This is a genomic window from Micromonospora sp. BS32 (genome assembly GCF_059089345.1).
In genome coordinates this window covers 1-26,263 of the sequence record NZ_JBSSHR010000020.1, presented here as the reverse complement: position 1 = coordinate 26,263, position 26,263 = coordinate 1, and the positions used below count along the sequence as shown (strand labels likewise).

General features: G+C 74.8%; 22 protein-coding genes. 12 read left to right on the top strand and 10 right to left on the bottom strand.

Features of this window, described 5'->3' with window-relative positions:
- Window positions 1-9: 9 nt before the first annotated feature.
- The 3 genes from AC5RWQ_RS24455 to AC5RWQ_RS24445 form a co-directional block, all read right to left on the bottom strand.
- On the bottom strand, window positions 10-885 hold the full coding sequence (locus tag AC5RWQ_RS24455) for an HAD family hydrolase (RefSeq protein ID WP_494284993.1): 876 nt from the start codon (window positions 883-885) through the stop codon (window positions 10-12).
- Between the two features lie 109 nt (window positions 886-994).
- Window positions 995-1,870 carry a DUF5667 domain-containing protein gene (locus AC5RWQ_RS24450; protein WP_494284992.1) on the bottom strand — a complete coding sequence of 292 codons (876 nt, stop codon included), beginning with the start codon at window positions 1,868-1,870 and terminating at the stop codon, window positions 995-997.
- A gap of 278 nt (window positions 1,871-2,148) precedes the next feature.
- Window positions 2,149-3,129, bottom strand: a complete 981-nt coding sequence (locus AC5RWQ_RS24445; RefSeq protein WP_494284991.1) for an ECF subfamily RNA polymerase sigma factor, BldN family — start codon at window positions 3,127-3,129, stop codon at window positions 2,149-2,151.
- A 468-nt stretch (window positions 3,130-3,597) separates the two neighbouring features.
- Between AC5RWQ_RS24445 and AC5RWQ_RS24440 the strand changes: the two genes are divergently transcribed.
- From AC5RWQ_RS24440 to AC5RWQ_RS24425, 4 genes are read left to right on the top strand one after another with little or no spacing between them, the layout of a single operon-like run.
- Complete coding sequence (locus AC5RWQ_RS24440) at window positions 3,598-4,878, top strand: AMP-binding protein (RefSeq protein ID WP_494284990.1); 1,281 nt, start codon at window positions 3,598-3,600, stop codon at window positions 4,876-4,878.
- A complete protein-coding gene (locus AC5RWQ_RS24435; RefSeq protein WP_494284989.1) occupies window positions 4,766-5,236 on the top strand; it encodes an AMP-binding enzyme in 471 nt (156 codons plus the stop codon). The genes AC5RWQ_RS24440 and AC5RWQ_RS24435 overlap by 113 nt, the downstream gene beginning before the upstream one ends.
- Complete coding sequence (locus AC5RWQ_RS24430) at window positions 5,226-5,480, top strand: glutaredoxin family protein (RefSeq protein WP_334487073.1); 255 nt, start codon at window positions 5,226-5,228, stop codon at window positions 5,478-5,480. The genes AC5RWQ_RS24435 and AC5RWQ_RS24430 overlap by 11 nt, the downstream gene beginning before the upstream one ends.
- Before the next feature lie 20 nt (window positions 5,481-5,500).
- Entirely contained in the window at window positions 5,501-6,151 is a 651-nt protein-coding gene (locus AC5RWQ_RS24425) for an HAD family hydrolase (RefSeq protein WP_494284988.1), read from the top strand.
- A 28-nt stretch (window positions 6,152-6,179) separates the two neighbouring features.
- Here AC5RWQ_RS24425 and AC5RWQ_RS24420 read toward each other — a convergent pair whose 3' ends face one another.
- Both AC5RWQ_RS24420 and AC5RWQ_RS24415 read right to left on the bottom strand, forming a co-directional pair.
- Complete coding sequence (locus AC5RWQ_RS24420) at window positions 6,180-6,836, bottom strand: response regulator transcription factor (RefSeq protein ID WP_494284987.1); 657 nt, start codon at window positions 6,834-6,836, stop codon at window positions 6,180-6,182.
- A 94-nt stretch (window positions 6,837-6,930) separates the two neighbouring features.
- On the bottom strand, window positions 6,931-8,229 hold the full coding sequence (locus AC5RWQ_RS24415; protein WP_494284986.1) for a sensor histidine kinase: 1,299 nt from the start codon (window positions 8,227-8,229) through the stop codon (window positions 6,931-6,933).
- 400 nt (window positions 8,230-8,629) lie between these two features.
- On the opposite strand from AC5RWQ_RS24415, the gene AC5RWQ_RS24410 reads away from it, so the two are divergent.
- Genes AC5RWQ_RS24410 through hemB form a run of 5 tightly spaced genes read left to right on the top strand, consistent with a single transcriptional unit; the run spans window position 8,630 to window position 14,338 of the window.
- Window positions 8,630-9,400: a redox-sensing transcriptional repressor Rex gene (locus AC5RWQ_RS24410; protein WP_494284985.1), complete on the top strand. Its 771-nt coding sequence runs from the start codon at window positions 8,630-8,632 to the stop codon at window positions 9,398-9,400.
- A complete protein-coding gene (locus AC5RWQ_RS24405) occupies window positions 9,397-10,794 on the top strand; it encodes a glutamyl-tRNA reductase (protein ID WP_494284984.1) in 1,398 nt (465 codons plus the stop codon). The genes AC5RWQ_RS24410 and AC5RWQ_RS24405 overlap by 4 nt, the downstream gene beginning before the upstream one ends.
- A complete protein-coding gene (gene hemC / locus AC5RWQ_RS24400) occupies window positions 10,791-11,759 on the top strand; it encodes a hydroxymethylbilane synthase (RefSeq protein WP_494284983.1) in 969 nt (322 codons plus the stop codon). Before AC5RWQ_RS24405 ends, hemC begins: the two co-directional genes overlap by 4 nt.
- Window positions 11,756-13,336 carry a bifunctional uroporphyrinogen-III C-methyltransferase/uroporphyrinogen-III synthase gene (locus tag AC5RWQ_RS24395; RefSeq protein ID WP_334487087.1) on the top strand — a complete coding sequence of 527 codons (1,581 nt, stop codon included), beginning with the start codon at window positions 11,756-11,758 and terminating at the stop codon, window positions 13,334-13,336. Before hemC ends, AC5RWQ_RS24395 begins: the two co-directional genes overlap by 4 nt.
- Window positions 13,337-13,354: 18 nt before the next feature.
- The gene (gene hemB / locus AC5RWQ_RS24390; protein WP_494284982.1) at window positions 13,355-14,338 is read left to right on the top strand and encodes a porphobilinogen synthase; all 984 of its coding nucleotides are present in this window, start codon (window positions 13,355-13,357) and stop codon (window positions 14,336-14,338) included.
- Here hemB and AC5RWQ_RS24385 read toward each other — a convergent pair.
- Both AC5RWQ_RS24385 and AC5RWQ_RS24380 read right to left on the bottom strand, forming a co-directional pair.
- Window positions 14,332-15,480 carry a hypothetical protein gene (locus AC5RWQ_RS24385; protein WP_494284981.1) on the bottom strand — a complete coding sequence of 383 codons (1,149 nt, stop codon included), beginning with the start codon at window positions 15,478-15,480 and terminating at the stop codon, window positions 14,332-14,334. The two genes, hemB and AC5RWQ_RS24385, sit on opposite strands and share 7 nt — an antisense overlap.
- Window positions 15,477-16,025: an RNA polymerase sigma factor gene (locus tag AC5RWQ_RS24380; RefSeq protein WP_494284980.1), complete on the bottom strand. Its 549-nt coding sequence runs from the start codon at window positions 16,023-16,025 to the stop codon at window positions 15,477-15,479. The genes AC5RWQ_RS24385 and AC5RWQ_RS24380 overlap by 4 nt, the downstream gene beginning before the upstream one ends.
- Window positions 16,026-16,534: 509 nt before the next feature.
- On the opposite strand from AC5RWQ_RS24380, the gene AC5RWQ_RS24375 reads away from it, so the two are divergent.
- Window positions 16,535-17,035: a helix-turn-helix domain-containing protein gene (locus tag AC5RWQ_RS24375; protein ID WP_494284979.1), complete on the top strand. Its 501-nt coding sequence runs from the start codon at window positions 16,535-16,537 to the stop codon at window positions 17,033-17,035.
- 66 nt (window positions 17,036-17,101) lie between these two features.
- Here the strand turns inward: AC5RWQ_RS24375 and AC5RWQ_RS24370 are convergent, their stop codons facing one another.
- The 3 genes from AC5RWQ_RS24370 to AC5RWQ_RS24360 all read right to left on the bottom strand — a co-directional run bounded on the left by AC5RWQ_RS24370 (window position 17,102) and on the right by AC5RWQ_RS24360 (window position 22,985).
- Window positions 17,102-20,377, bottom strand: coding sequence for a lamin tail domain-containing protein (locus AC5RWQ_RS24370; RefSeq protein WP_494284978.1), 3,276 nt, complete (start codon window positions 20,375-20,377; stop codon window positions 17,102-17,104).
- 100 nt (window positions 20,378-20,477) lie between these two features.
- Window positions 20,478-21,488: a GNAT family N-acetyltransferase gene (locus AC5RWQ_RS24365; RefSeq protein ID WP_494285061.1), complete on the bottom strand. Its 1,011-nt coding sequence runs from the start codon at window positions 21,486-21,488 to the stop codon at window positions 20,478-20,480.
- A gap of 72 nt (window positions 21,489-21,560) precedes the next feature.
- A complete protein-coding gene (locus tag AC5RWQ_RS24360) occupies window positions 21,561-22,985 on the bottom strand; it encodes a lytic transglycosylase domain-containing protein (protein WP_494284977.1) in 1,425 nt (474 codons plus the stop codon).
- A 56-nt stretch (window positions 22,986-23,041) separates the two neighbouring features.
- Between AC5RWQ_RS24360 and AC5RWQ_RS24355 the strand changes: the two genes are divergently transcribed.
- Both AC5RWQ_RS24355 and AC5RWQ_RS24350 read left to right on the top strand, forming a co-directional pair.
- Complete coding sequence (locus AC5RWQ_RS24355) at window positions 23,042-23,269, top strand: FmdB family zinc ribbon protein (protein WP_494284976.1); 228 nt, start codon at window positions 23,042-23,044, stop codon at window positions 23,267-23,269.
- A gap of 169 nt (window positions 23,270-23,438) precedes the next feature.
- Window positions 23,439-26,261 carry an ATP-binding protein gene (locus AC5RWQ_RS24350; protein WP_494284975.1) on the top strand — a complete coding sequence of 941 codons (2,823 nt, stop codon included), beginning with the start codon at window positions 23,439-23,441 and terminating at the stop codon, window positions 26,259-26,261.
- Window positions 26,262-26,263: the final 2 nt, after the last annotated feature.

The following is a 26,263-nucleotide window of genomic DNA, read 5'->3' as shown; positions in this document are numbered from 1 at the left end:
CCTGCGGGGTCAGAGCGCGCGGCGGCGGCGGTGCGCCGCCAGGCCCGCGGTGACCGCGCCGGCCAGCAGCCCGGCCGCGGCGGTCGACGGTACGGCGATCTTGGCAGCCCGCCGGCCGGTACGGAAGTCGCGGACCTCCCAGCCCCGCTCCCGGGCCCGGCGCAGCAACGTGCCGTCCGGGTTGATCGCCACCGCCCGGCCGACCGCCGAGAGCATCGGCAGGTCGTTGGCCGAGTCGCTGTAGGCCGCGCAGCGGGACAGGTCGAGCCCCTCGACCGCGGCGAGCTGGGTGACCGCCTCCGCCTTCGCCGGCCCGTGCATCAGGTCGCCCACCAGCCGCCCGGTGTACGCGCCGTCGACCACCTCGGCGACGGTGCCGACCGCGCCGGTCAGGCCGAGCCGGGTGGCGATCACCCGACCGATCTCCACCGGGGCGGCGCTGACCAGCCAGACCCGCTCGCCCGCGTCGAGGTGCCGCTGGGCGAGGCGGCGGGTGCCGGCCCAGATCCGCGGGGCCATCAGCTCGTCGAAGATCTCCTCGGCGAGCAGCTCCACCTCGTCCACCCGCCAGCCCTGGATGAAGGCCAGCGCGGCCTCCTTGGCCTGCGACATGTCGCCGGCGTGCTCGGTGGCCAGCAGCCGGAACCGGGCCTGCTGCCAGGCGAACCGGGCCAGGTCACCGGTGGTGAAGTACTTCCGGGCGGCGAGCCCGCGGGCGAACCAGTAGATCGACGCGCCCTGCATCATCGTGTTGTCCACGTCGAAGAAGGCCGCCGCGGTCGGATCCGGCTCGACCGGGGTGGGCGGCGGCCGTTCCGCCTCCGCCCAACCGGCGGTGTGCCCGTGGACGTCGGTGCTGACCGTGACCTTGCGGGTGCGGGCCATGGCACCTCCCTCCGGTGAACCTGCCGCGCTGCCTACATCCCCGAGCCTAGTCGGGTGGTCGCGCGGGGTGATCGGCTGAAGGGAGAAGTGTGGCGGACTGCTCGCCGGGTCAGCGGTCGCCGGGGCAGGCGGCCGGGGCCGGCCCCAGCGCGTCGCTGCCGACCGGCCTGGGCAGCTCGCAGGCGATGGCGGCGCGCAGCCCGTCCGAACGCCTGCGGATCGCGTCGAGCAGGGCGAGCGACCGGCGGGTCCGGTCCCGCTCGGCGCGGCCGGCCCCGTCGAGCAGCCCGGTGACCGCCCCTCGCTGGCCGGTGACGAAGGTGTTCACCGCGTCCAGGCCAGCCGGGTCGGAACGCTCGACCGCGGTGGTGGTCAGCAGGCGTACGCCCTGGCGGGTGTCGGCGTCCATGTCGTCCAGCACCCCGCTGAAACCGGCCGGGTCGCCGTGCAGCGTGGCGGCCTCGTCCAGCCGGGTGCGGGCGAAGTCGAGGAAGAGCTGGCCCCGGCTCAGGTCCGAGCTGGCGAGCGCGAGCTGGGCCCGCTCCGTGGAGCGCTTCATGCCGTACAGCGCGTCACCGGGGACCGCGTTCTCGCTGGCGGCGGAGATGCCGGAGAGCGCGACCGCGCCAGCCGTGATGCCGACCAGGATGGCGCCGCGGGCTCGGGCCCGACGTGCGGTCACCCCGCCCAGCAGCGGGGTACGCGGGGCGGTGGCGGAGGACTGCGCTGCGGACTCCGTGGCGCCGGCGGTGCCCACCCCCTCCCGTACCGCCGTGGCCACGAGCATCGCCCGCAGCCCGCTGCGGAACTCGGGGTCCACCTGGACGTCCGGCCGTTCGGCGGTGAGCTGACGGCCGATCGCGACGAGGGCGACGAGCTGGTCGTCGGTCCGGGACCGGGCGTGATGGCGTCGCCCGCCGTTGGCCTCGTCGAGAAGCTGGGCGAAGCGTGTGGCCCGCCGACGGGAGAAGAGGTCGCTGTCCACCGCAGGCACCCCCTCTCGCTGGTCACGGCCGATCGGCCGCGGTGGTTCCCGGCGACCGGTGGCAGTGTGACGCCGACGGGCGGCGTGCGGTGACCACCCGTGCTGACCGGACCGGGTGGCCCGGGGGACGCCGGACAACCACTGGTCGCACCCGGAGAAACGGTTCGCGACGGGTGCCGGTTACGGGGGCAGCGGAGGCGAAATCACGAAGCGTGATCGCCGTCACTGGACGTGCGGTATCCTCGCCGGCCCGCCGCCGGCTGCACGAAGGCGCCCGATCAGGGCTGAAAGCCGTCCGGGAGCAGCCGGGCCAGGGCTCGCACCGCACGGTACTGGAGGGCCTTGATGGCCCCCTCGTTCTTGCCCATCGCGCGGGCCGTCTCGGCCACCGAGAAGCCCTGGAGGAAGCGGAGCACGATGCACTCCTGCTGCTCCGGGTTGAGCTGCTTGACGGCGGTGAGCAGGGCGACGTTGGTGATGTGCTCCACCACCGCCGCCTCCGGGCTGCCCTCCGGCCCGCGGTCCTCGCGGTCGGCGTCGAGCACGTCGCCGGTCGTCACCTCCAGCCGGTAGCGACCGGACTTGAAGTGGTCGGCGACCAGGTTGCGGGCGATGGTGACCAGCCAGGCGCCGAGGTCGCGGCCCTGCCAGGTGAAGCTGCCGATCCGCTTGAGCGCGCGGAGGAAGGTGTCCGAGGTCAGGTCCTCGGCGAGCTGCCGGTTGCCGACCCGGAAGTAGACGAAGCGGAAGACGGTGTCGACGTACCGGTCGTAGATCAGACCGAACGCCTCGGCCTCGCCGGCCTGCGCCCGCTCCACCAGCCCCCAGACCTCGGTCGCTGGGTCGGACGGGTCGGGCCGGCTGGGATAGCCGGTGGCGGGCGTGACGGAGGCCGGGACCGCGGGGAGCACGGCGGTGTCGCCGGCCGGCACCGCGGGGAGCACGGCGGTGTCGCCGGCCGGCACCGCGGGGAGCACGGCGGTCTCGGTGCCCGACGGGTCGGTTACCGGGGCCGGTTCGCCGGCCCGCCGGCTCTGCGCCGGCATGGTCGGGCGGGCCGGTGACGCCACCCGGCCGGCCGGCGCGGCGTTGCCGCCGGGCACCAGCGGGCGGGTCGGGGCCTCGTTGTGGTGCGGTCGTTGGTGGACCCGACGCCCGGCGCTGTCGGAGCGGCCGGCGTCCAGCCGCTCGTTGACAGAGCTGCGGGGGGCCGGGCCGGTCAGACCGGCGGGCCGCTCGGCGTAGCCGAAGGTGGTCACCGTGCCTCCCCGCTACGCTCCGCGGCCGGGTACGCGGGGCGACGCAGGGTCGCCGGTGCGTCCGGTCTGCCACGGGCGGGCAGGGCCGCGTGGGGGTGTGCCGACGTGCGGCAGATCCCCATGAGGTGCTGGTCCAATGCGCTCACAGGCACGGGGGCCTCCTCGGGCTGAGGGGTGTCGACTCACGGCAAATGGGGTGAGCCGACCCGAGTGATGATAGGGCCAACGTCACCCGCGTGTGGCAAGTCCGTTACACAGGGCAGAAGTATTTCCCTCGAGGTCGCACAGATGGCGGACCCGTTGTCCGTCGTGTGCGGTTGACTTTCACGTCGGTACTTGATCCCGAGTGGAACGTCCGAGTAGGTAGCGAATTGTTCCCGCGTTCGGCGTGTCGGGGACGGGGCGGGCCGGTTGCGTCCGGGCGCGGGCATGGTCCGTGGGGGTCCTGCTGTGCCAGACTCAGCCACCGTGCAGGATGCCGCCGACCGCGCCGCGCCCACCCTCGTCGACCGGCTCCGCCGGGCGGCCGCCGACCGGGGCGACCACCCGGCGCTGCACTGGCGGGAGGTGACCCTCACCTGGTCCGAACTGGACTCCCGGGTGACCGCCGTCGCGCACGCCCTGGCCCGGATCGCCGCCGGGGACGGTGACCCGCCGGCCCGGGTGGCCATCGCGCTGCCCAACTCGCCCGACTTCGTGGTCGGCTACCTCGCCGCGCTCCGCGCCGGGCTGGTCGTGGTGCCGGTCAACCCGGGCCTCACCGCCCGCGAGCTGCGGCACGTGCTGACCGACTCCGGGGCACGGATGCTGATCTGCACGACGGCGGTCCGCGACCGGGTGGCCGGGTTCGCCGCCGACCTGCCGGGGCTCACCGCCGTGCACACCGAGCTGCCGGTCGCTGAGCCGCCGGCCGGCGACGGGTCCGCCGAGACCCCGGCGGGGGTGGCGTTCCCGGCCCGGGGCGGCGAGGACCTGGCCGTACTGCTCTACACCTCGGGCACCGAAGGCTGGCCCAAGGGGGCGATGCTGCCGCACCGGGCGCTCGCCGCCAACCACGAGCAGGTCGGCCGGATCGACCCGCCGGTGATCGGCCCGGACGACACCGTGCTGCTCGCCCTGCCGCTGTTCCACGCGTACGGGTTGAACTCGGGGCTCGGAGCGGTCGTCCACCACGGCGCGACCGGGGTGCTCGTCGACGAGCCCGGCCCGACCTGCGCGCTCGACGAGATCGCCCGGCACCGGGTCAGCGTGCTGGTCGGCGTACCGTCGATGTTCCTGGCCTGGTCCACGGCGGACGCCGACGCGGTCGTCGCGGCGATGACCGCGGTCCGGGTCGCGGTCTGCGGCGCGGCGCCGCTCGACCTCGCCACCGCGGCGCGCTTCACCGAGGTCACCGGGCATCCGGTGCACGTCGGGTACGGCCTGACCGAGACCGCGCCGGTGCTCACCTCCACCCCTGGTCGGCGGGGAGCCGAAGCCGGGCTCGATCGGCCGGCCGCTGCCCGGCGTGGAGCTGCGGCTGGTCGGCGCGGACGGAGCCGAGCTGTGGCGGGACGGCGTCGCCGCGGCGGCGGACGAGGACGCGGACGACCCCTACCTGGCGGACTCCTCGCCCGGGACCGACCCGGGAGAGATCGTGGTCCGCGGAGCGAACCTCTTCACCGGCTACTGGCCGGACGGCCGGGGCGGCCCGGACGCCGACGGCTGGTGGGCGACCGGGGACGTCGGGTACGCCGACGACGACGGTGACCTCTTTCTGGTCGACCGGCTCGGCGAGCTGATCCTGGTCAACGGCTTCAACGTCTACCCGCACGAGGTCGAGCTGGTGCTGGACGCGCACCCGGGGGTGGCCAGCTCGGCCGTCCTCGGTGTGCCGCACCCGCGAACGGGCGAGACTGTCCGGGCGTACGTGGTGCCGGCGCCCGGGCGTCCGGTCACCGACGAGGAGCTGCTCGGCCACTGCGCGCGTAACCTGGCCCGGTTCAAGTGCCCGACCGCCGTCGAGTTCGTCGACGAGCTGCCGTACTCGGCGATCGGCAAGGTACGCAAGACGCAGCTGCGGTCGATCCCGGCCGCCCGCCCGACGGAGGTGCCCGATGTCCACTGACGCCCGGCTCGCCCTGATCACCCGCCCCGGTTGCCACCTCTGCGACGACGCCAAGGCGGCGCTGGACCGGGTGGTGGCGGTCACCGGCGACCGGTGGGTGGAGAAGGACGTCACCGGCGACGTGGAGCTGGAACGCGAGTACGGCGACCGGCTGCCGGTGGTGCTGCTCGACGGCAAGGAGCACGGCTACTGGCGGGTGGAGGAGGAGCGGCTGCTGCGGGACCTGACCACCCCGCAGTTGTGACCGGGCCTTATCGTGCTGTGATGACCCCTGCGCGCCACCACCTGGTGTGGGACTGGAACGGCACCCTGCTCAACGACCTCAGCCTGGTGGTCGAGGCCACCAACGTCGCCTTCGCCAGCGCCGGCGGGCCGTCGGTCGGCACCGACGAGCACCGGAGCCGGTTCCGTCGGCCGATCGCCGACTACTACGCCGAGATGCTCGGCCGGGCGGTCGACGACGAGGCGTTCGGCCGGCTGGACCGGATCTTCCACGACGCGTACCGGGCGGGGCTGGCCAGCTGCGCGCTGGCCGACGACGCGACCGCCGCGATCGGGGCCTGGCCGGGCAGCCAGTCGCTGCTGTCCATGTGGTTCCACGACGAGCTGGTGCCGACCGTGCACACGTACGGCCTGACCGGGCACTTCGCCCGGGTGGACGGGCTGCGGGCCAGCGTCGGCGGCGGTTTCAAGGCGCAGTGGCTGGAGAAGCACCTCGCCGAGCTGGGGCTGGACGGTCGCCAGGTGGTGCTGATCGGCGACTCGATCGACGACGCCGACGCCGCGGCGAGCGTGGGCGCGACCTGTGTCCTCTACACCGGCGGCCTGTCCCACCCCGCCCGCCTGCGCGCCTCCGGCCACCCCACCGCCGACACCCTCACCGAGGCGGTCACCCTGGCCACCACCCTCCCCTGAGGGTGGGCGTGGCGCGGTCGGCGGTGGGTCAGGGGCGCAGGTAGGCGAGGACCGCGAGGACCCGGCGGTGCTGGTCGGCGTCGGGGGGCAGGGCCAGCTTGGTGAAGATGTTGCGGACGTGCTTCTCCACCGCGCCGTCGCTGACCACCAGGGTCCGGGCGATCGCGATGTTGGAGCGGCCCTCCGCCATCAGCGCCAGCACCTCCCGCTCGCGCGGGGTCAGCTCCCGCAGCGGGTCGTCCCGACGCCGCCGGACCAGCAGTTGGGCGACCACCTCCGGGTCCAGCACCGTGCCGCCGCCGGCCACCCGGGTCAACGCGTCCAGGAACTCGTCGATCGCGGCCACCCGGTCCTTGAGCAGGTAGCCGACCCCGCCGCCGCCGACCCCGCCGGTGGTCGCCAGCAGGTCGTCGGCGTACGACGCCTCGACGTACTGGGAGAGCACCAGCACCGGCGTACGCGGCACCAGCCGGCGGGCCTCCACCGCCGCGCGCAGCCCCTCGTCGGTGTGCGACGGCGGCATCCGGACGTCCACCACGGACACGTCCGGCCGGTGCGCCACCACCGCCTCGACCAGGGCGTCACCGTCACCCACCGCGGCCACCACCTGGTGCCCCGACTCGGTCAGCAGCCGGGCCAGCCCCTCCCGGAGCAGTACGGCGTCATCCGCGATCACCACCCGCATGGTCCGGTGTCTACCACGCCGCCCCCGCCCCGTCCGCCCGCCCCGCCCGTCCCGCCCCGTCCGCCCGGCTCGTTCGGTGCGGCGGCGCGGCGGGTCAGCGGGGGAGGGCGGCGCGGATCTCGGTCGGGCCGCCGGCCGGGCTGACCACGTCGAGCGTGCCGCCGGTGGCCCGGACCCGGTCGGCGATGCCGGCCAGCCCGTGCCCCTTGGCCACGTGCGCGCCGCCCGCGCCGTCGTCGTACACGCTGATCAGGAGCCGGTCGCCGGTGCGGCCGACCGTCACCCGGCACTCGGCGGCCCCGCTGTGCTTGGCCACGTTGGTCAGCGCCTCGGCGACCACGAAATACGCGGTGTTCTCGACCGCCGGGTCGAGCCGGCCGTCCGGCGTGCCGAGCCCGGGGTCGACCAGCAGTTCGGTGGGGACCAGCGCGCGGCCGGCGAGGGCGGCCAGGGCGCTGGGCAGGCCGCGGTCGACCAGGACCGGCGGGGCGATTCCCCGGGAGAGTGCGCGCAGCTCGTCGAGGGTCTCCCGGGTCTGGGTGACCGCCTCGTCGAGGATCCGCCGGGCGGCTTCCGGGTCGGCGGCGAGCTGGTGCCGGGCCCGGCCCAGGTCCATGGCGAGGCGGACCAGGCGCTGCTGCGGGCCGTCGTGGATGTCCCGCTCCAGCCGGCGCAGCGCGCTGGCCTCGGCGGAGACGGCGGCCCGCTTCTGCTCCTCCAGCGTGGTGATCCGGTTGCGCATCTCGGCCACCCCGGTGAGCAGGGACCGGGCGAAGCCGGCCTGGAGCAGGGCGCAGGCCCGGACCACCAGGGGCAGGGTGAAGAGGCAGAACAGGCCGAGGGCGGTGTTCAGGGCGATCCGGGCGCCGGCCCCGTCACCCATCCCGAGGAGTTGGCTGAGGTCCTGGTCGTCGGAGCCGCGCGGGATCGCCCAGTCGTACGCCCCGTAGAGGGTGCCGGCCGCCGCCACCGCCCACCAGACGAGCGTCACCACGAAGGTGGGCAGGGTCGGGATCAGCTTGAACAGGCCGTGCACGAGGTCGAGCCAGGACTGGGCGTCGCGCATCGGCAGGAAGATCCGTCGCCACACCCGCGCGCCGGGCTCCGGCGTCCGGTACTCGGGGCGGACCCGGGGCTGGCGCAGCACGCCGGGCAGCCGTAGCCGCTCGATGTCGGCGAGGCCCCGGGCGGCGTAGAGAGTGCCGGCGAGGACCGGCAGGCCGACCACGGTCACCAGCAGGCCGGCGCTGAGCGAGATCCCGGCCACGGTGACCACGAAGCCGGCGATGGCCAGCGGCAGTCCGAGCAGCACGTAGCGGGTGTCGTGGAGGAGTTGGCGGACGACGCCGCGCAGCGGCGCCGGGAGCGTGGTGGCCTGGGGTACTGCGGTCATGGGTCGAGGCTATGGGCGTGGCGGCCTCGCTCCCATCCCGCTCACCGGCCTCTTCGGGGTGAGGTTCTCCCTACCGTCGGCCCGGCCGGAGAGTGAGCCTCGCCCCAGATCCACGGTGACTCAGCGCGACTGGGCGCGCGCGATTGGTCAGAGAAGTCGGGATTGAGCAATAATCGCCCAGCGGCGCCGGCGGAGGCCGCCGGATCGATCTTGCGGAATGGAGAAGCTGGTGGAGGGGCGTCGCGAGTCAGCAAGATCGCGATTTGTGCACGTCTTCACAAGCGCCTACTCTGTAGTTCCGACGCGCCCCGCTAGCACGACCGGCACTCTCGGTCGCGAGCGGGGGTCCCAAAATGGCCGGGCACCGGAGCTGGCCGAGGATCGCACCGCACGGAGTCTCATGAGTCAGCACCGTCACCCTGGCGCGCCCGGCCGCACCGGTGCCGTACCGGCGCTCCCGGACCTGCCGGAGGCGACCGTCGCGCGGCTCCCGGAATACCTCCGTGCCCTGCACAACCTCGCCGAGGCCGGCCACGAGACGGTCTCCAGCGAGGGGCTGTCCGGCGCCGCCGGGGTCAACTCGGCCAAGCTCCGCAAGGACCTCTCCCACCTCGGCTCGTACGGCACCCGGGGCGTCGGCTACGACACGGCGCTGCTGATCGAGCAGATCGAGTACGTGCTCGGGCTCACCCAGTGCCGGACGGTCGCGCTGGTCGGCGTGGGTAATCTCGGTCACGCCCTGGCCGGCTACGACGGTTTCGCCAGCCGCGGCTTCCGGATCGCCGCGCTCTTCGACGCGGACCCCACCCGGGTCGGCGAGGTGATCAACGGCCTGGCCGTCCGGCACGTCGACGAGCTGCCCCGGGTCGCCGCCGAGGAGTCGATCTCGATCGGCGTGATCGCCACCCCGGCCGGCGCGGCCCAGCCGGTGGCCGACCAGTTGGTCGCCGTCGGCGTGACGAGCATCCTCAACTTCGCGCCGTGCGTACTCTCGGTGCCGGAGGGAGTCGACGTCCGGAAGGTCGACCTCGCCATCGAGCTGCAGATCCTGTCCTTCCACGCACACCGCAAGGCGTCGTTGACCGCGCTCCCCGCCACCGGCGGGTCCGCCCTCACCGCTCTGCCCGGCGGGCGCGCGGCCACCGACACCCAGGAGGCGATCGGCACGTGAAACTGCTCGTCGTCGGCGCGTCCTACCGCACCGCTCCGGTCCCCACGCTGGAGCAGCTGGCGGTCGCCCCCGCAGACCTCACCCGCACCCTGGACCGCCTGGTCGCCCAGCCGTACGTCGCCGAGGCGGTGCTCGTCTCCACCTGCAACCGGGTGGAGGTCTACGCCGCCGTGTCCGGCTTCCACGGCGGCCTGGGCGACATCTGCGCCGTCCTCGCCGAGCAGGCCGGCGCCCCGCCCGCCGCGCTCGCCAACCACCTCTACGTGCACTACGACTCGGCCGCCGTCGACCACGTCTTCCGGGTCGCCGCCGGGCTGGACTCGATGGTGGTCGGCGAGGCGCAGATCCTCGGCCAGCTCCGGGACGCCTACCACTGGGCGAGCGGGGCCGACACCGCTGGCCGGCTGCTGCACGAGCTGATGCAGCAGGCGCTGCGGGTCGGCAAGCGGGCGCACGCCGAGACCAACATCGACCGGGCCGGGCAGAGCGTGGTGACCGCCGCGCTGGACCTGGCCGCTGGCCACCTCGACGGTGACCTCGCCGGCCGGCCGGCCATGGTGGTCGGCGCGGGCGCGATGGGCGCGCTGGGCGTCGCGACGCTCTCCCGGCTGGGGGCGGGGCCGCTCACCGTGACCAACCGCGGGGCCGACCGGGCGGTCCGGCTCGCCGAGTCGTACGGCGCCAGCGCCGTGCCGATGGCCGAGCTCGTCGACGCGCTCTCCACAGTGGACATCGTAGTGGCCGCCACCGCGGCCACCGAACCGGTCCTCACCCGCGACGTGGTGACCCGGGCCCTCGCCGACCGGGACGCCGACCGGGGCCCGCTGGTCCTGCTCGACCTGGCCGTCCCGCGCGACGTCGAGGAGGGGGTGGCCGCGCTGTCCGGCGTCGAGGTGATCGACATCGACCGGATGGCCACGCTGCTCGCCGACGGCCCCGCCGCCGCCGACGCCGCCGAGGTGACCCGGATCGTCACCGGCGAGGTCGAGGCCTTCCTCTCCTGGCTGCGCGGCGCGGACGTGGCGCCCACCGTGGCCGCGCTGCGCGGACGCGCCGACGACGTGGTCACCGCCGAGCTGCGCCGGCTCGCCCAGCGCCGCCCCGACTTCAGCGACGAGCAGCGCGCCGAGGTCGCCCGCACCGTGCACCGGGTCGTGCAGCGGCTGCTGCACCAGCCCACCGTGCGGGTCCGCCAGCTCGCCGCCGAGCCGGGCGGCGACCAGTACGCGGTGCTGCTGCGTGAGCTGTTCGACCTCGAGGTGCCACAGACCTCCCCGGTCGACACCGTCCCCGACGTCGTCGAGAGCGCCGACGGTCGCCCGTCGTTCGGCGCCGCCGAGGTGCCGCCGTCCGTCGGCGCCACCGACGTCCCGCCCACCGGAGGTGAGCGATGAGCACCCCCCTGCGCCTCGGTACCCGGGGCAGCGCCCTGGCGATGGCCCAGTCCGGCCAGATCGCCGAGGCGCTGACCGCGGCCACCGGCCGGGAGGTCGAACTGGTCGAGGTGGTCACCGCCGGCGACCGCTCGGCGGCCCCGGTGCACCGGCTCGGTGTCGGCGTCTTCGTCACCGCCCTGCGGGACGCGCTGACCGCCGGCACCGTCGACTTCGCGGTGCACTCGTACAAGGACCTGCCCACCGCCACGGCGGCCGGGCTGCACATCGCGGCGGTGCCGTCCCGGCAGGACCCGCGCGACGCGCTGGTCGCCAAGGGCGGTCGCACGCTCGCCGAGCTGCCGCCGGGCGCCGTCATCGGCACCGGCGCGCTGCGCCGCATCGCCCAGCTGCACGCCCTCGGGCTCCAGCTGGAGGTCACCCCCATCCGGGGCAACGTGGACACCCGCCTGCGGCGGGTGCTCGGCCCGGACGCCGATCTCGACGCGGTCGTCCTGGCCCGGGCCGGCCTGGCCCGGCTGGGGCGCACCGACGAGATCACCGAGACGCTCGACCCGATGCTGATGCTGCCCGCGCCCGCACAGGGCGCGCTGGCGGTGGAGTGCCGGGTCGACGACCAGGACCTGGTCGAGCTGCTCGCCGTGCTCGACCACGCACCGTCCCGGGCCGCGGTCACCGCGGAACGGGCGCTGCTGGCCACCCTGGAGGCCGGATGCTCCGCTCCGGTCGCCGCCTACGCCGAACTCGCCGAAGGCGAGACCGGTGACGAGATCTACCTGCGCGGGGCGGTGATCAGCCCGGACGGTACTCGTGATCTCCGGCTGTCCCGCACCGGAACGCCCGCCGACGCGGCGGAGATCGGCAAGGCACTCGCCGCCGAACTCCTCGAACTCGGCGCCGACTCGATCCTCGGCCACGAAGGAAGCACCGGCCCGGGGACCCAGCAATTTGGGAGCACAGAATGACCCGCACCCGTAAGCCCGTAGGCCGGATCGCGTTCGTCGGGGCCGGCCCCGGCGACCCGGGCCTGCTGACCCGCCGGGCGCACGACGCCCTGGTCGACGCCGACCAGGTGGTGTACGACCGGGGAGTCCCCGAGTCGCTGCTCGACGCCGTGCGTGCGCAGGCCAAGTCCGACGCCCAGTTCAGCCCCGCCGAGGGCGTGCCGGGCGACGTGGCGAAGGTGCTGATCTCCGCGGCCCGCTCCGGGCTCAACGCGGTGCACCTGGTCGCCGGGGACCCGTTCGGCCACGACTCGGTGGTCAAGGAGGTGCAGGCGGTGGCGCGTACCGCCGCGCACTTCGAGGTGGTGCCGGGAGTCGGCCAGGCCGAGGGCGTCGCCACGTACGCCGGGGTGCCGCTGCCGGGCGTCCGGACCGCTGCCGACGTCGAGGACGTCAGCACGCTGGACTTCGACGCGCTCGCCGCGGCCGTCGGCCGGGGCTCGCTGGCCCTCGCCGTGGACGCGGGTGACCTGGCCGCGGTCCGGGACGGCCTGCTCGCCGCCGGGGTGGACGGCACCACCGGCGTCGGGGTGACCGGCGACGGCACCGGCGAGACGCAGTACACCACCACGTCGACCGTCGACTCCTTCGTCGCGGCGGCGCTCGGCTTCACCGGCCGGGTCGTGCTCACCGTCGGCGAGGGCGTCGGCCAGCGGGACAAGCTCAGCTGGTGGGAGAACCGGCCGCTGTACGGCTGGAAGGTGCTCGTTCCCCGGACCAAGGAGCAGGCCGGCGCGATGAGCGCCCGGCTGCGCGCGTACGGGGCGATCCCGTGCGAGGTGCCGACCATCGCGGTCGAGCCGCCGCGTACCCCGGCCCAGATGGAGCGGGCGGTCAAGGGCCTGGTCGACGGCCGGTACGCCTGGGTGATCTTCACCTCGGTCAACGCCGTCCGCGCGGTCTGGGAGAAGTTCGCCGAGCACGGCCTGGACGCCCGGCACTTCGGCGGCGTCAAGATCGCCTGCATCGGTGAGGCCACCGCCGACGCGGTCCGCGCGTTCGGCATCCAGCCGGAGCTGGTCCCCTCGGGTGAGCAGTCCTCCGAGGGGCTGCTGGCCGAGTTCTCGCCGCACGACGAGATCCTCGACCCGGTCGGCCGGGTGCTGCTGCCGCGCGCCGACATCGCCACCGAGACCCTCGCCGCCGGGCTCACCGAGCGCGGTTGGGAGGTCGACGACGTGACCGCGTACCGGACCGTCCGGGCCGCCCCGCCGCCCGCCGAGATCCGGGACGCGATCAAGTCGGGTGGGTTCGACGCGGTGCTCTTCACCTCGTCCTCCACCGTCCGGAACCTGGTCGGCATCGCCGGAAAGCCGCACGCGCGTACCGTTGTTGCTGTCATCGGGCCCAAGACGGCGGAGACCGCGACGGAGTTCGGCCTGCGGGTCGACGTCCAGCCGCCGCACGCCTCGGTGCCCGACCTGGTGGAGGCGCTCGCCGCCTACGCCGTCGAGCTGCGCGAGAAGCTCGCCGCCATGCCGGCGAAGCAGCGCCGCGGCTCGAAGGTGCAGGGGCCGACCGCGCTGAGATTCCGGTAGTCGTACAGGAGGCTCCTCATGTCGTACCCCGAGATCCGGCCCCGCCGGCTGCGTCGTAACGCGGCCGTGCGGCGGCTGGTCTCCGAGACCCGCGTCGACCCGGCCGAGCTGGTCGTGCCGATGTTCGTCAAGGAGGGGCTGACCGAGCCGCGGGCCATCGCGTCGCTCCCGGGGGTGCTTCAGCACTCCCGGGACTCGCTGCGCAAGGCCGCCGTCGAGGCGGTCCAGGCCGGCGTGGGCGGGATCATGCTGTTCGGGGTGCCGGCGTCCCGGGACGAGACCGGCTCGGGTGGCATCGACCCGGCGGGCATCCTCAACGTCGCGATCCGGGACGTGGTCGCCGAGGTGGGTGACGCCACCGTGGTGATGAGCGACCTCTGCCTGGACGAGTTCACCTCGCACGGGCACTGCGGCCTGCTCACCCCGGACGGCGGCGTGGACAACGACGCCACCCTGGCCGCGTACGCCGAGATGGCGGTGGCCCAGGCGAACGCCGGGGTCGGCGTGGTCGGGCCGTCCGGGATGATGGACGGCCAGGTGGGCGTGGTCCGCCGGGCCCTGGACGCCGCAGGCCACCAGGACGTGGCCGTGCTGGCGTACGCCGTGAAGTACGCCTCCGCCTTCTACGGCCCGTTCCGCGACGCGGTGGAGTCGGCCCTGGAAGGCGACCGGCGCACCTACCAGCAGGATCCGGCGAACCTGCGCGAGTCGCTGCGCGAGGTGGCGCTGGACATCGCCGAGGGCGCCGACATGGTGATGGTCAAGCCGGCGCTGCCCTACCTCGACGTGGTGTCGGCGGTCCGGGCCGCGGTGGACGTCCCGGTCGCCGCCTACCAGGTCTCCGGCGAGTACGCGATGGTCGAGGCGGCCGCCGCGAACGGCTGGATCGACCGGGAACGGGTGATGCTGGAGACGCTCACCTCGATCCGCCGGGCCGGCGCCCAGATCATCCTCACCTACTGGGCCGTCGAGGCCGCCCAGCTCCTCCGCGACCGCTACTGAGCGGTCGCGGAGACGATCCGGGTCACCTCGGGCACCTGGTAGACCCGCGACCCGTCCGGCACCTCGGCCCAGGCCGCCCGCACGGTCCGCTCGTCCCGCCAGGCCAGACCGACGAGATCCGCCCACCGGCGCGGGTCGCGGGTCAGCTCGCCGACCGGCTCCTCAGCGAGCACCCGGCCCGTGGCCAGGTCGTGGATCGCCAGCCGGAACGCCCACCCGCGGGTGACCGGCCGCAGCTGCTCGCCGTACACCACGGCCAACCGGCGGCCGTCGGGGGAGAGCCGGAACCGGCATCGCGCCCCGGTGCTCACCCGCCCCCGCCGCTCCCGGTCGGACAGCCCGTACCCGTCCAGCCGGCAACCGGTCGGGGTGGCGTCGCCGCGGACCGCCAGCACGCCCCCGGCGACGTCCAGCTCGGTCGCCGTCAGGTCCACCCCGGCGGGCCCGGCGGGCAGCAGCACCCTCTCCCGCCCGGTCGCCAGGTCGTGCGCGACCAGGCCGGCCGGGCGGGCCAGGTAGGCGTACCGGGCGTCGGCGCCGGCCAGCTCGACCCGCTGCCGGGGGATCCGCACCTCACGGCGCCGCTCCACGCTGCCGTCCGGGCGGAGCACGATCAGCGCGATCGACTCTCCGGCCACGTCCGGCCGCCCGTTGGCCGGCTTGTCGTCGGACTCCACCCGGGACAGTCCGACCAGCCGGCCGTCGGGCAGCTCCATCCCCGGCTCGAAGTTCGTCACGTCGGCCGGGACCGGGTAGCGCACCACCGACCCGTCGGGCCGCATCTCGCCGGTGTAGCCCGCCAGCCCGTACTCCGGTCCCGCCCCGTCGGGCCGGATGATGCTGCCGTCGGTGTGGATCAGCAGGCGTTGCGCCGGCGCCGGGACCGTCGTGGCGGACGTGGCCGAGGCGACCGGCGCGGCCGGTGGGCCGACCGCCGGGTCGGCATCGTCCCGGTGCAGCAGCGGCAGCCCGCCGCCGGCCACGGCCACCAGCGAGGCCAGACCGCCGGCCAGCGCCGCGTGCCGGCGGCGTCGGCGGTCCCGCCAGCGCCGTCGGACACCCGCCAGATCACCCTGGTAGGGCGGCGCGGCGTCCGCGGCGCGCCGCACCAACGTCGTCAGTTCCTCCGGTACGGCGTTCATGCGTACTCCTCCTCGGTCAACGCGGCCCGCAGCCGGGTGAGCCCCCGCGACAGCCGGCTCTTGACGGTCCCCTCGCTGACGCCCAACGTCGTGGCGGTCTCCGTGGTGGAGAGCTCCAGCAGGATCCGGCAGACGACGACCGTGCGCTGCGCGATCGGCAGGCGGTCGAGAGCGGCACGGGCGGCCAGCCCCGCCGGGTCCGGCGCCGCGACGGCCAGATGACGGTCGTCGGTGACCGCCGGCCGCTCCCGGTGTACCTTGCGCCACCACGAGGTCGCCCAGTTCAGGCCGACCCGAAAGACCCAACCGGCCGGATTGTCCAGCCGCCGGACCCGGTCCCACCGGGCGTACGCCCGGGCCATCGCCTCATCGGTGGCCTCCCGGGCCAGGGCGTTGTCGCCCACCGCGAGGACGAGGGCCCGGTGGACCCGGTCGACGTGCTCGGCGTAGAAGCGGTCGAACGGCAGGGGCGGCGCTTCGGCCGCCGTCGGCCGAAGCGGCGTCAGCTCGTCGGGCCGGACGGACGCGGCCGGTTGGCTTCCCATACCCGGTACACGCCGCACCACCGCGGTCCGTTCCATCCTTCCTCCCGGATCGCCTCCCCGAGGCCCTACTGGGCCCTGGAGGCCGCTCAGCTGCTCCGCGACCGCTGCTGAGCGGTCGCGGAGACGATCAGTCCGACGAAGCGCCGGGGCGGACGCGGTGGCGGCGCATGACCTCGGGCACCTGGTAAACCCGGTAGGTCCGCCGTGGCGCGGGTCCGCCGTGGCGCGGGCCCGGTTTGCGCGGACCCACCGGGGCGCGGACCCACCGGGGCGCGGACCGGGGAGCCGTCTCCTGCGCACGCTTTGCTCTGCTACACCACAGGCAACACTGGGAGCGCTCCACTGTTGCCGTCGCTTCAGCAGAGCAAAGCGCGCGAGGGAGATGTCCGGTCCCGCCGGTGGCCGCTCCCGCCGGGCCGATCCGGTCGCGTCCCGGGCCGGCGGCGCGTTGTCCACAGGTTTGTCCACAGGGGTTGTCGTCGGTGGACCGTGCCCGGCAGGGTGCCGGCATGGCTTCCGCACTCGATCCGCCGCCCACCGGCCCGACCGTGGGGCCCTTCCCGATCGCGGGGCTCATTCGGAAGGCGCGACGCATCGCCGGTCTGGGCCAACGCCAGATGGCACGGTTCGCGAAGGTCGCGCCGTCGACGGTGGGCCGGGTGGAGAGCGCGGCGATGACCCCCAGCCTCGCGGTGCTGGAACGGCTCCTCGGCGCGGCGGGCCTCTACCTCGCCGTGGTCGACCACGACGGTCGGGTCATCCAGCCGATGGCCGACTGGGACGACACTCGGGACGGGGCCGGGCGACGCTACCCGTCCCACCTGGACACGATCCTCGATCCGGAGCCCGGGGAATGGTGGGGCGACGTCTACGGCCTGGCCCGCCCACCGGAGACCTTCCACCGCTGTCCGGTCGACCGGGAGGCGCGCCGACGGCGCAGCCAGTGGGAGGTGCGGGTGGCGCAACATCGGCACCTCCCGCCGCCCAGGAACATGCGGGAGCGGTACTGAGACGGCCCGCCACCGTTCAGGCCGGAGCCCGGGCGGTGGCGGGCCGTCGCCCGCTGAACGGAACGGTCAGTCGTCGTTCGAGATGGTGCCGATCGCGACCGGGTCCGCGAGCCGCAGGTTGGGCACCCCGGCGACCGCGATGGTCAGCTTCTCGTCCGCCTCGACCCGCCGGTCACCGCGGACGGCCACCGGGAACGCCAGCGTGGTCTGCCCGGCGGGCAGCGTCCGGCAGCCGAGGTACGAGTCGAAGTCCGACCCGGCCTGGGCGGTCAGACCCCCCGTGGCGGCGCAGATCAGCGCCGGCTCGGAGAGCGGCCGGGAGACGGTCACGGTGAAGGTGAGCGGGCTGGTGCCCTGGTCGCCCTCCACCATCGCCGCGTCGCCGATGCTCAGCGACGCCTGGGACCGGAACCGGGCGACCTGCGGGTCGTGGTCGCTGGCCGCCCGATCCCCGAGGCCCTCGGTGTCGGTCGGGTAGTCGGCGTTGATGTGCGCCACCCGGATCTGCACCAGGTCGTCGTGGAGCCTGCCGTTGACGAACAGGTTGTCCAGCGTCTGCGCCTGACCGCTGAAGGTGTACGAGTAGGCCGCGGCCGGCACCTCGGCGACCAGGTCGTCCCAGAGGTTGCGCATCCCGGCCTGGTACAGCGGGCCGAGCTGATCCGACGGGGTCGGGTTGGTCTCGGTGGCGATCGGGTCGTCCGGACGCGGGAAGACGTTCAGGTCACCGCCGTAGATCACCCGGGCGTTCGGGTCGCTCGCCTCGATGGCCTTGACCAGCATGGCGCCGTACCCGGCCTGCTCCCGCCGCTGCCCGACCTTGGTGTCCGGGCCGGACGAGTAGTGGTTGCTCAGTGCCCAGAGCGTGTAGTGCTCCGTCGAGCCGGGCACCGCCGCCACGGTGAACTTTCCGAGCTGCGGGGCCCGGGTGTACACGTTCTTGCCGTCCACCCCGGTGGACCGGTCCACGTCGTCCGGCAGCAGGGCGTTGAGCGCCTTCGGGTTCTGCACGTCGGCGTTGCTCGGCAACCCCGCCGCCCGGTACTCCACCGCCGGGGCCGAGCCCAGCAGCGGGTCGGTGGCGGTCGCCTCGGCCAGCGTCAGCCGGTCCGTGCGGTAGAGGAACGCCGAGGTGATGCCGCGGGCGTCCGCGCCGGTCCGGTCGTACGCGGCGGCGTAGCCGGGACCGCCGTTGGCCGCGATGGCCAGCGCCAACTCCTGGAGGGTGTCCGGCGCGCCGTCGGCGTCGTTCGTGGTGCCGCAGACCAGCTTGCCGTCGGCCACCGCGCAGATGTCCTGGTCCTCGGCCTCCTGGACCATCACCAGGTCGGGGCTGTGCAGGGAGTTGACGATCTGTCGGGCCTCCTTACCCAGCCGCTCGGTGTACGCGGCCTCGCTGGCCGGTACGTAGTCGAACGGCGGGGTGACCCCGGTGCAGCCCGTGTTGCCGGCGAAGTCGCAGCCGTCGAACGGGTCGTCCCGGTAGTCGTAGAGGTTCTCCAGGTTGTAGGTGGCCACCGCTAGCTCGGTGCCGCGGTCCGCCGGCCGGGGCGGGTTGTTCGCCGACGGGTCGGCGCCCCCGGTGAAGACGATCGCCGGCGGCTGCACGGTGTACTTGCTGAACGCGTACGACACGGCCCCGGGGGCGTCCGCGGTGAGCGTGTCGAAGGTCCGGGCCGGGGGCAGCAGCGCGGTGGAGTCACCGGCGGTGGCCTTCACGCCGCCGGCGCCGATCAGGATCCGCTGCGGGTTGCCGTTGTCGAAGAGCTGGCCCGGCACGTCGTCCAGCGGGTGCGCGTCCCGGAAGGACCGGCGGGCGTACGGGTCGGTCCGCTTCATCAGCGGGTCCTCGCGGTCCAGCAGGTAGATCTCCGAGTCGGCGCTGGAGGCGTAAATGTGCCGGGGGGCGGTCACGCCGCTGCCGGCGCGGACCCGCACCCGGGCCCCCTCGTGGCGCTCCCAGAACCGGTCGACGTCCGCCTGGTCGGCCGAGGGCGCCGCGTCGTCGACCTGCACGACGGCGTCCACGTCGAGGCCGGAGTCCACCTTGCGCACCAGCGAGGCGCCGGAGAGCTGGGTCTGGTTGAAGTACTCCGACACCCGCGCGCGGACGACGACCTCGTCGCCGACGGTCGGCGCGTAGCCGCCGATCAGGGTGGTGAACGAGCCGGTGAAGACGAAGACGCCGTCCGAGCTCAGCGGGTCGCCGTCCCCGGTGCCCTGGCGGCTCTGCAGGTAGAAGCCGTTCTGCTCGACCCCGGCGGAGGTGCGGGTGAGCGACTTCTGGGTGATCACACCGCGGACGTCCCACAGCCGGGTGCTGGTCCCGGTGCCGGTGGCTGGCGCCAGCGGCGACCGGTCGGTCGCACCGGCCTCGGCGTCGGTGGTCGGGCCCTGGACGGCGCCGACGGTGACCTCCTCGACCGCCTGCACGGTCAGCTTGCAGGTGGCGGTGCCGCCGCCGGCGTCCGTCGAGGTCACCTCCACGGTGTAGATGCCGCCGGCCAGGTCCGCGCTCGCGGTGACGGTGGCCCGGGCGGTGCCGCCGGTCGCGTCGGCCGGCGTCAGGGCGGTGCGGGCGATCGAGCCGGTGGCCGGGGTCGGCGTGACGGACGCGACGGCGAGGTCGACGATCGTGTCGTCGGGGTCGACCGCGGTCACCTCACGGCTGGCCGCGGTGCCCACGGCGGTGACCAACTGGGTGCCGCAGGTCAGCACGGCCGGCTGGTCGACCGGCCCGCCGCCGTCCACGGAGTGCGCGCCGAGGCCGTCGAAGCTGTCGGTGGCGAAGCCGGCCCACTGGGTGGCCGGGTCGAACGCGTCCGCCGGGTCAAGGTCACCGGAGGAGACCGAGGCCAGCCGGCGCAGGGTGTTGTCGGCGGTGCTGGTGAGCCCGGCGCCCCACTCGGTGCCCGGGTCGACGCCGACCTGGCCGATCGAGTCGAGCACGGTGGTGCCCTTGCGGAGCACGATCGCGTCGTCGCCGTTGAACAGGCTGGCGCCGGTGGTCTGGTCGGCCTGGGCGAGGACCGCCTGGGCGGCCGAGGCGGCGGCGAAGACGAAGACGTCGCCGGCGGCGACGGTGCCGCTCAGCGCGATGCTGGTCGGGCTGGTGCCACCGTTGAAGTAGAGCTGGAGCTGGTAGCCGCCGGCCGCCAGGTCGACGGGGGCGCCGGTGCCGTTGAACAGCTCGATCGCCTTGTTGTTCGACGAGCCTTCGACGTACTCCGAGATGAACAGGTCGGTGGGCGCGGCGGTGGCCGCGGTGGGTGCGACGCCGATGACCGGAATGGTGACGGCGGCGGCGGTTGCGAGCGCGGCGAATCTGCGGCGCGGGCGCATGGGGCCTCCACGATGGGTGGACGGGAACCTATGCACGTTAAGTGTCGATACTGGCCGCCGTCCATCCTCCGGGCGGCGGTGTGGTGAATAACCGTTAAGGTCAGCGGGCGGAATCGAGCCGGTGCACCAGCTCAGCGACGTCCACGCTGTATTCGCACCAGTCCCGGTCGGGGCGGTAGCCCAGCTCGGCGTTCACCTTGAGCATCGCCTCGTTCGCCTGGGCGTTCCAGGTCTGCACCTCGGCCAGCTCCGGCTCGGCGGAGCGCAGCTCCAGCAGCATCCGCGCCTTGATCGCCCGATCGATGCCGTAGCCCCGGTGGTCCTGGCCCACGATCGTGTCGTACTGGTCGGCCCGGGTGGGGTGCTGCGCCGGCACCACCACCTCGGTCAGCCCGGCCACCTCACCGGTCTGCTCGTGGGTGGCCAGCACGATGTAGGGCTTCATGCCCCGCCGGTGCAGCGTGTCGAGGCTGTCGCGCAGCCGCTGCGGGTCGTACGAGCTGGGGCGCAGCTCGCCGTCGTCGACGTCGCGCACCTCGGCCTTGGCCCGCGCGTACGCCTCGATCAGGTCGTCCGGCGGGCCGCCCGGGCAGAACTCCAGGTGGTAGCCCGCGCCGACACCGGTGGCCATCTCGGTCAGCGACGGCCAGTCCACCGCGCGCAGCTCCAGCACGCTGCGGGTCTCGACGTACTCCCGGGTGAAGCCCAGCGACTCGTAGAAGGCGACGGCGGGGGTGTCGCCGACCACCTCGACGCCGATCGACTGGAAGCCCTCCTGGTAGACCCGGCGGGCGGCGAGCAGGACCAGGTCCCGGCCGAGGCCGGTGCGGCGCACCGAGGGGTGCACCAGCACCTCCAGCACGCCGATGTCGCCGAGCAGCAGGATGTGCACGTGGCCGACGATCTGGCCCGGCTCATCGGCCGACCCCTCCTGGGCCACCCAGGAGATCCGCCGTTCGCCCGGCATCACCTCGGAGAGATATTCCCGCAGGGAACTCTCCCGCCAGGGCGGGTCCTGCGGGAGGTCCACCGCCAGGACCGCGTTCAGCGTGTCCAGCACGGACGCGACCTCGTCGGACGACGCGGTCCGGGGATCCCACTCGCGCACCATCACCCGTCTAGCTTGCCGTCATTGGCCGCCCGGGGGAAGTGTCTGGCCCGCCAATGTACGCGGACGATCACGTCACGTACGGCTGGCCTGGCCGTAGCGGTTCGCGGTGTCGAAGACGGCCTGGGCGTACCGGCGCACGTCGTTGTAGGAGAGGATGGCCCCCCACCAGTCGCCGGGGATGGTCATGTTGCGCCCACCGGCGCAGAGGTAACGGCCCGCGGCGAGGGCCGCGTCGTCCAGGTCGTGCGGGTCCTTGCGGCCGTCGTTGTCCGCGTCCGCGCCGATCTCCTGCCAGGTGGTGGGGATGAACTGCATCGGCCCGATCGCCCGGTCGTAGACGGTGTCCCGGTCGAAGAGGCCCCGGTCGGTGTCGGTGATCCGGGAGCGTCCGCCCTGGCCGTCGAGGGGGTCGCCGATGATCTCCGGCTCGGCCCGGCCGTCCGGCTCGAGGGTGGCGCCGTTGGCCTGCCCGTGCCGGGACTCGACGTACCCGATCGCGGCCAGCGTGGTCCAGCTCAGCTGGCAGCTCCGGTTGGTCTGGGCGAGCACCAGCTCGGCGTAGCCGTACGCCTGCATCGCGACCGGGGCGATTCCCACCTTGGCGCCGGTGGTCCGCGCCCAGCCGGCGAGGGCGTCGGCGGGGCGCCCGGTGGCGGGCGCGCCGACCGGCGCGGTGGGCGCCACCCCGCCGGGGAGCAGGGTGGCGGGCGGCAGGCCGGGCAGGCCGGTCCCGCCGGGCAACACGGGCGCTCCGGAGAGGCCGGGCAGGCCGGGCACCGCGGTCGGGTCGACCGGGGGGGTGCCGAGTGCCGCGCCCGCGGTGGCGTCCACCGCGGCCGGGCTGGGCGTCCGGACGGCCGCGGGCACCACCACGGCGCCCACCACCGCGGTGGCCGCGACCAGCGCGAACCCGAACACCGCTGGCAGGGTCAGCCGCCCGCTGGGGCGGCGGGACCAGGCCCGGGTGGCCGAGGCGGCGTTCCGCATCGGGGGGAGCCGGAGGGCGCGCGTGAACGGCACCCGTCGCCGCCGGCCCGAGGTCGGCCCGGTAGCCGGGTCGCCGGTGGAAGGTCCTTCGATGGCCGGAGTGTCGGTGGCCGGGGTGTCGGTCCCGTCGCGGCCGTCCGCACCGGGCGTGCGGTCGGCGTCGACGCTCGCCGACTTCGCGCCGCCGTTCGGGTCGGTGTTCGCCAGCTTCGCGCCGCCGTCGGTGTTCGCCAGCTTCGCGCCGCCGTCGGTGTTCGCCAGCTTCGCGCCGCCGTCGGTGTTCGCCAGCTTCGCGCCGCCGTCGGTGTTCGCCGGCTTCGCGCCGGCGTCGGCGGGCGGCGCGTCGGTGCGGGCGACCGTCGCGTCGGTCGGGGCGGGCGGGTCGAGGGCCGGGCGGGGCCGGGGGAGCGCCGTCCGCTCCGTAGCCGGCCCGGCTTTCGCGAGCGCGCCGTCGGGCGGTGCCGCCGGTCGCAGGGGCCGCACCGTCGGTTGCTCCTCGCCGCTCGCCACCCGTCGAGTATCACCCATGCCCGGCTTGGCGTCGGGGCCGGTCGTACGCTGGTTCCATGCCCCGCTACGAGTTTCGGTGCCGCGCCTGCGGCGACACCTTCGAGGTCAACCGTCCGATGTCCGAGGCGGCTGCGCCGGCGTCCTGTCCACAGGGTCACGGCGACACCGTCAAGCTGCTCTCCGCCGTCTCGGTCACCGGCCGCGGCGGGGCCGGGTCGGCGGGCGGCGCCCCGGCGGCCCCGGCGGGCGGCGGCGGCTGCTGCGGTGGCGGCTGCTGCGGCTGACCGGACCGCGCCCGACCACGTCGCGGCCGACCGCTGGAGGATGCCGCCCTTGCCGGGAATGGGGTCCGGTGGCAACTTTGGGTCGGAAGCCGCCCGGCCGTTCTCACGATGCGTGACGGCCTGACCATAGGGCAGCATGAACCCGATGTCAGGGGCGGAGGTTCCACGCATGTCGCCACGGATCCACCTCCCGAGCGGGTGGGTGACCTTCGTGTTCACCGACATCGAGGGTTCGACCCGGCTGGCCCAGCTGCTCGGTACGGGCTACCGCCCGGTGCTGCGGGAACACCGTCGACTGCTCCGCGACACCCTCGCCGGGACGGACGGGGCGGAGCTGCTGACCGAGGGCGATTCGTTCTTCCTCGCCTTCCCGGACGCCTCGGCGGCGCTGACCGCCTGCCTCACCGCCCAGCGGGCACTGTCCACCCACGACTGGCCGCACCCGGACGCCGTGCCCCGGGTACGGATGGGCCTGCACACCGGCTACGCGGAAGCGCGCGACGGCGAGTACGCCAGCCCCGAGGTGCACCGGGCCGCCCGGGTGGCCGCCGCCGCACACGGCGGGCAGGTGCTCTGCTCGGCGTCGACCGCCCGGCACGCCGACCCGCTGCCGGCCGGCGCGTCCCTGCTCGACCTCGGCCTGCACCGGCTGCGCGGCTTCGACGACCGGGAACGCCTCTTCCAGCTCGTCGCGCCCGGCCTGGAGCGGCAGTTTCCGCGGCCGCGTACCGCTGACGCGGTGGCGCACAACCTGCCCACCCAGGTCACCGCGTTCATCGGCCGGGAGACCGAGCGGGTCGAGCTGGACCTGCTGGTCCGGCGGCACCGGCTGGTCACCGTCCTCGGCGCGGGCGGCGGAGGCAAGACCCGGCTGGCGGTCGAGCTGACCGCCGGGGTGGTCGAGGAGTACCCGGACGGGGTGTGGTTCGTCGACATCGCAACGGTCACCGATCCGGGGCTGGTGGCGTTCGCGGTGGCCGCGGTGCTCGGGCTGCGTCCGGAGCCGGGCCGCCCGATCCTGGACACCCTCGTCGAGTACGCGGCCGCCCGCCGGATGCTGGTCGTCCTGGACACCTGCGACGCCCAGCCGGCGGCTTGCGCCGAGGTGGCGTCCCGGCTGCTCGCCGGCGGGGGAGGGGTGCGGGTGCTGGCCACCAGCCGGGAGTCCCTCGGCCTGCCGGGCGAGGTGGTGTGGCGGATCCCGCCGCTGTCGGTGGAGCCCCAGCCGGGGCGGGAGGCCGACGCGGTCGCCCTGCTGCTGGACCGGATGGCGGCGGCCCGGGGCGGCCGGCCGCCGGACTGGGCGGAGGCCGCCGACCTGCGCCGGGTGGTGCAGCGGCTGGACGGGCTGCCGCTGGCGATCGAGCTGGCCGCCGCCCGGCTGCGGGTGCTCTCCGCCGGTCAGCTCGCCGCCCGGCTGGACGACGTGCTCGGCACCCTGGACGCGGGGCGGTCCGCCCCGGAGCCGCCCGCGGAGAAGGGCTGGACCGGGAACCAGCAGGACACCGTGGACCTGGCCGCCGCGGCGATCGGGAACACCCCCGCGTCGCCGGCGCACCGGGCGGTGCAGCGTTCCGCCCTCGAACGGCACCTGACCATGCAGGCCACGGTCACCTGGTCGTACCGGACGCTGGGTCCCCGGGCGGCCCGGCTGCTGCGCTGGCTGGCGGTCTTCGCCGGGCCGGTGGACCTGCCCACCGTGGAGTGGCTGCTCGACGACGACCCGTTGGATCCGCTGTCGGTGCTGGTGGACAAGTCGATGGTGCTGGCCGAGCCGCACGCCTCGGGGAGCACGTACCGGATGCTCGACCCGATCCGGGCGTACGCGGCCCGCCGGCTGGCCGAGGCGGGCGAGGAGCGGACCGCCCGGGACCGGCACGTGGCCTGGTCGGCGCACGCGTTGGCGCAGGCCCACCTCGGCCCGGACGGGCGGCCGGTCACCCTCTCGCTCTACGCGCTGGACCCGCTCGCCGGTGAGCTGCGCGCGGCGCTGCGCTGGTGCGCCAACGGCGGCAGCGCCCGGACCGGGTTGCGGCTGGCCGGCGGGCTGGACCAGTGGTGGCGGGAACGCGGCCTGTCCCGGGAGGGCCGGCTATGGCTGTTCCGGTTGTACGGCCGGATCGCGGAGACCGGCGAGGCGATCCCGGAGGCGGAGCTGGCGGCGGCGTACCACCTGCACTCGCTGCACGCCGGCGCGGACGGCGAGTTCGCCGAGGAGCTGCGCTTCTCCCAGCGGGCCGAGGCGGCGGCCCGGCAGGCCGGCGATGCGGGACTGCTCGCCCGGGTGCTCGCCGGCCGGGCCGCCCCGCTGATCGACATGGGACAGTTCGCCGAGGCCGAGCGGGTGTGCCGGGAGGTCATCGACTGGGCGCAGGAGCAGCAGGTGACCGGCGACGCGCTCTTCGCCATCTACAACCTGGCGGAGCTGCTCTGGCGGCGGGGCGCGCTGACCGAGGCGGCGGAGCTGCTCGGCGCGGCCCGGCCGGTCGAGGCGTCCCGGCTGGCGGAGCGGGGACGCCGCTCGGTGGACATGCTGCTCGGCATGGTCGCGCTGGCCCGGGGTGACCTGGTCGCCGCGCACGAGCACCTGCTGGTGGCGCTGCGGTCCCGGATGAGCCACGGCTACCACGGCCGGGCCTGCGACACGGTGAACGCGGTGGCGGTGCGCTGCGCGGCCGGCGGCGACCCGCTGACCGCCGCCCGGCTCTTCGGCGCGGCCCAGGCGACCCGGGCGCAGCTGCGGGGCACGCCCGGCATCTACGGCAGCTACTGGCTGGAGCAGCAGGCGGAGCTGCGCCGGACGCTCGGCGACGCGGCCTTCGACGCGGCGTACGGGGAGGGTGGCGAGCTGGGTCTCGAGGAGGCCGCAGCGGTGGCCCTGGCGGTGGAGCACCCGGACCTGGCGGCCGACTCGGCGCGCTTCGGCAGCGCCCCCGCCCCCCGCCAGCCCGACCCCGACCGCCGCCCCGCGAACCGCCGCGAACGCGCCTAACC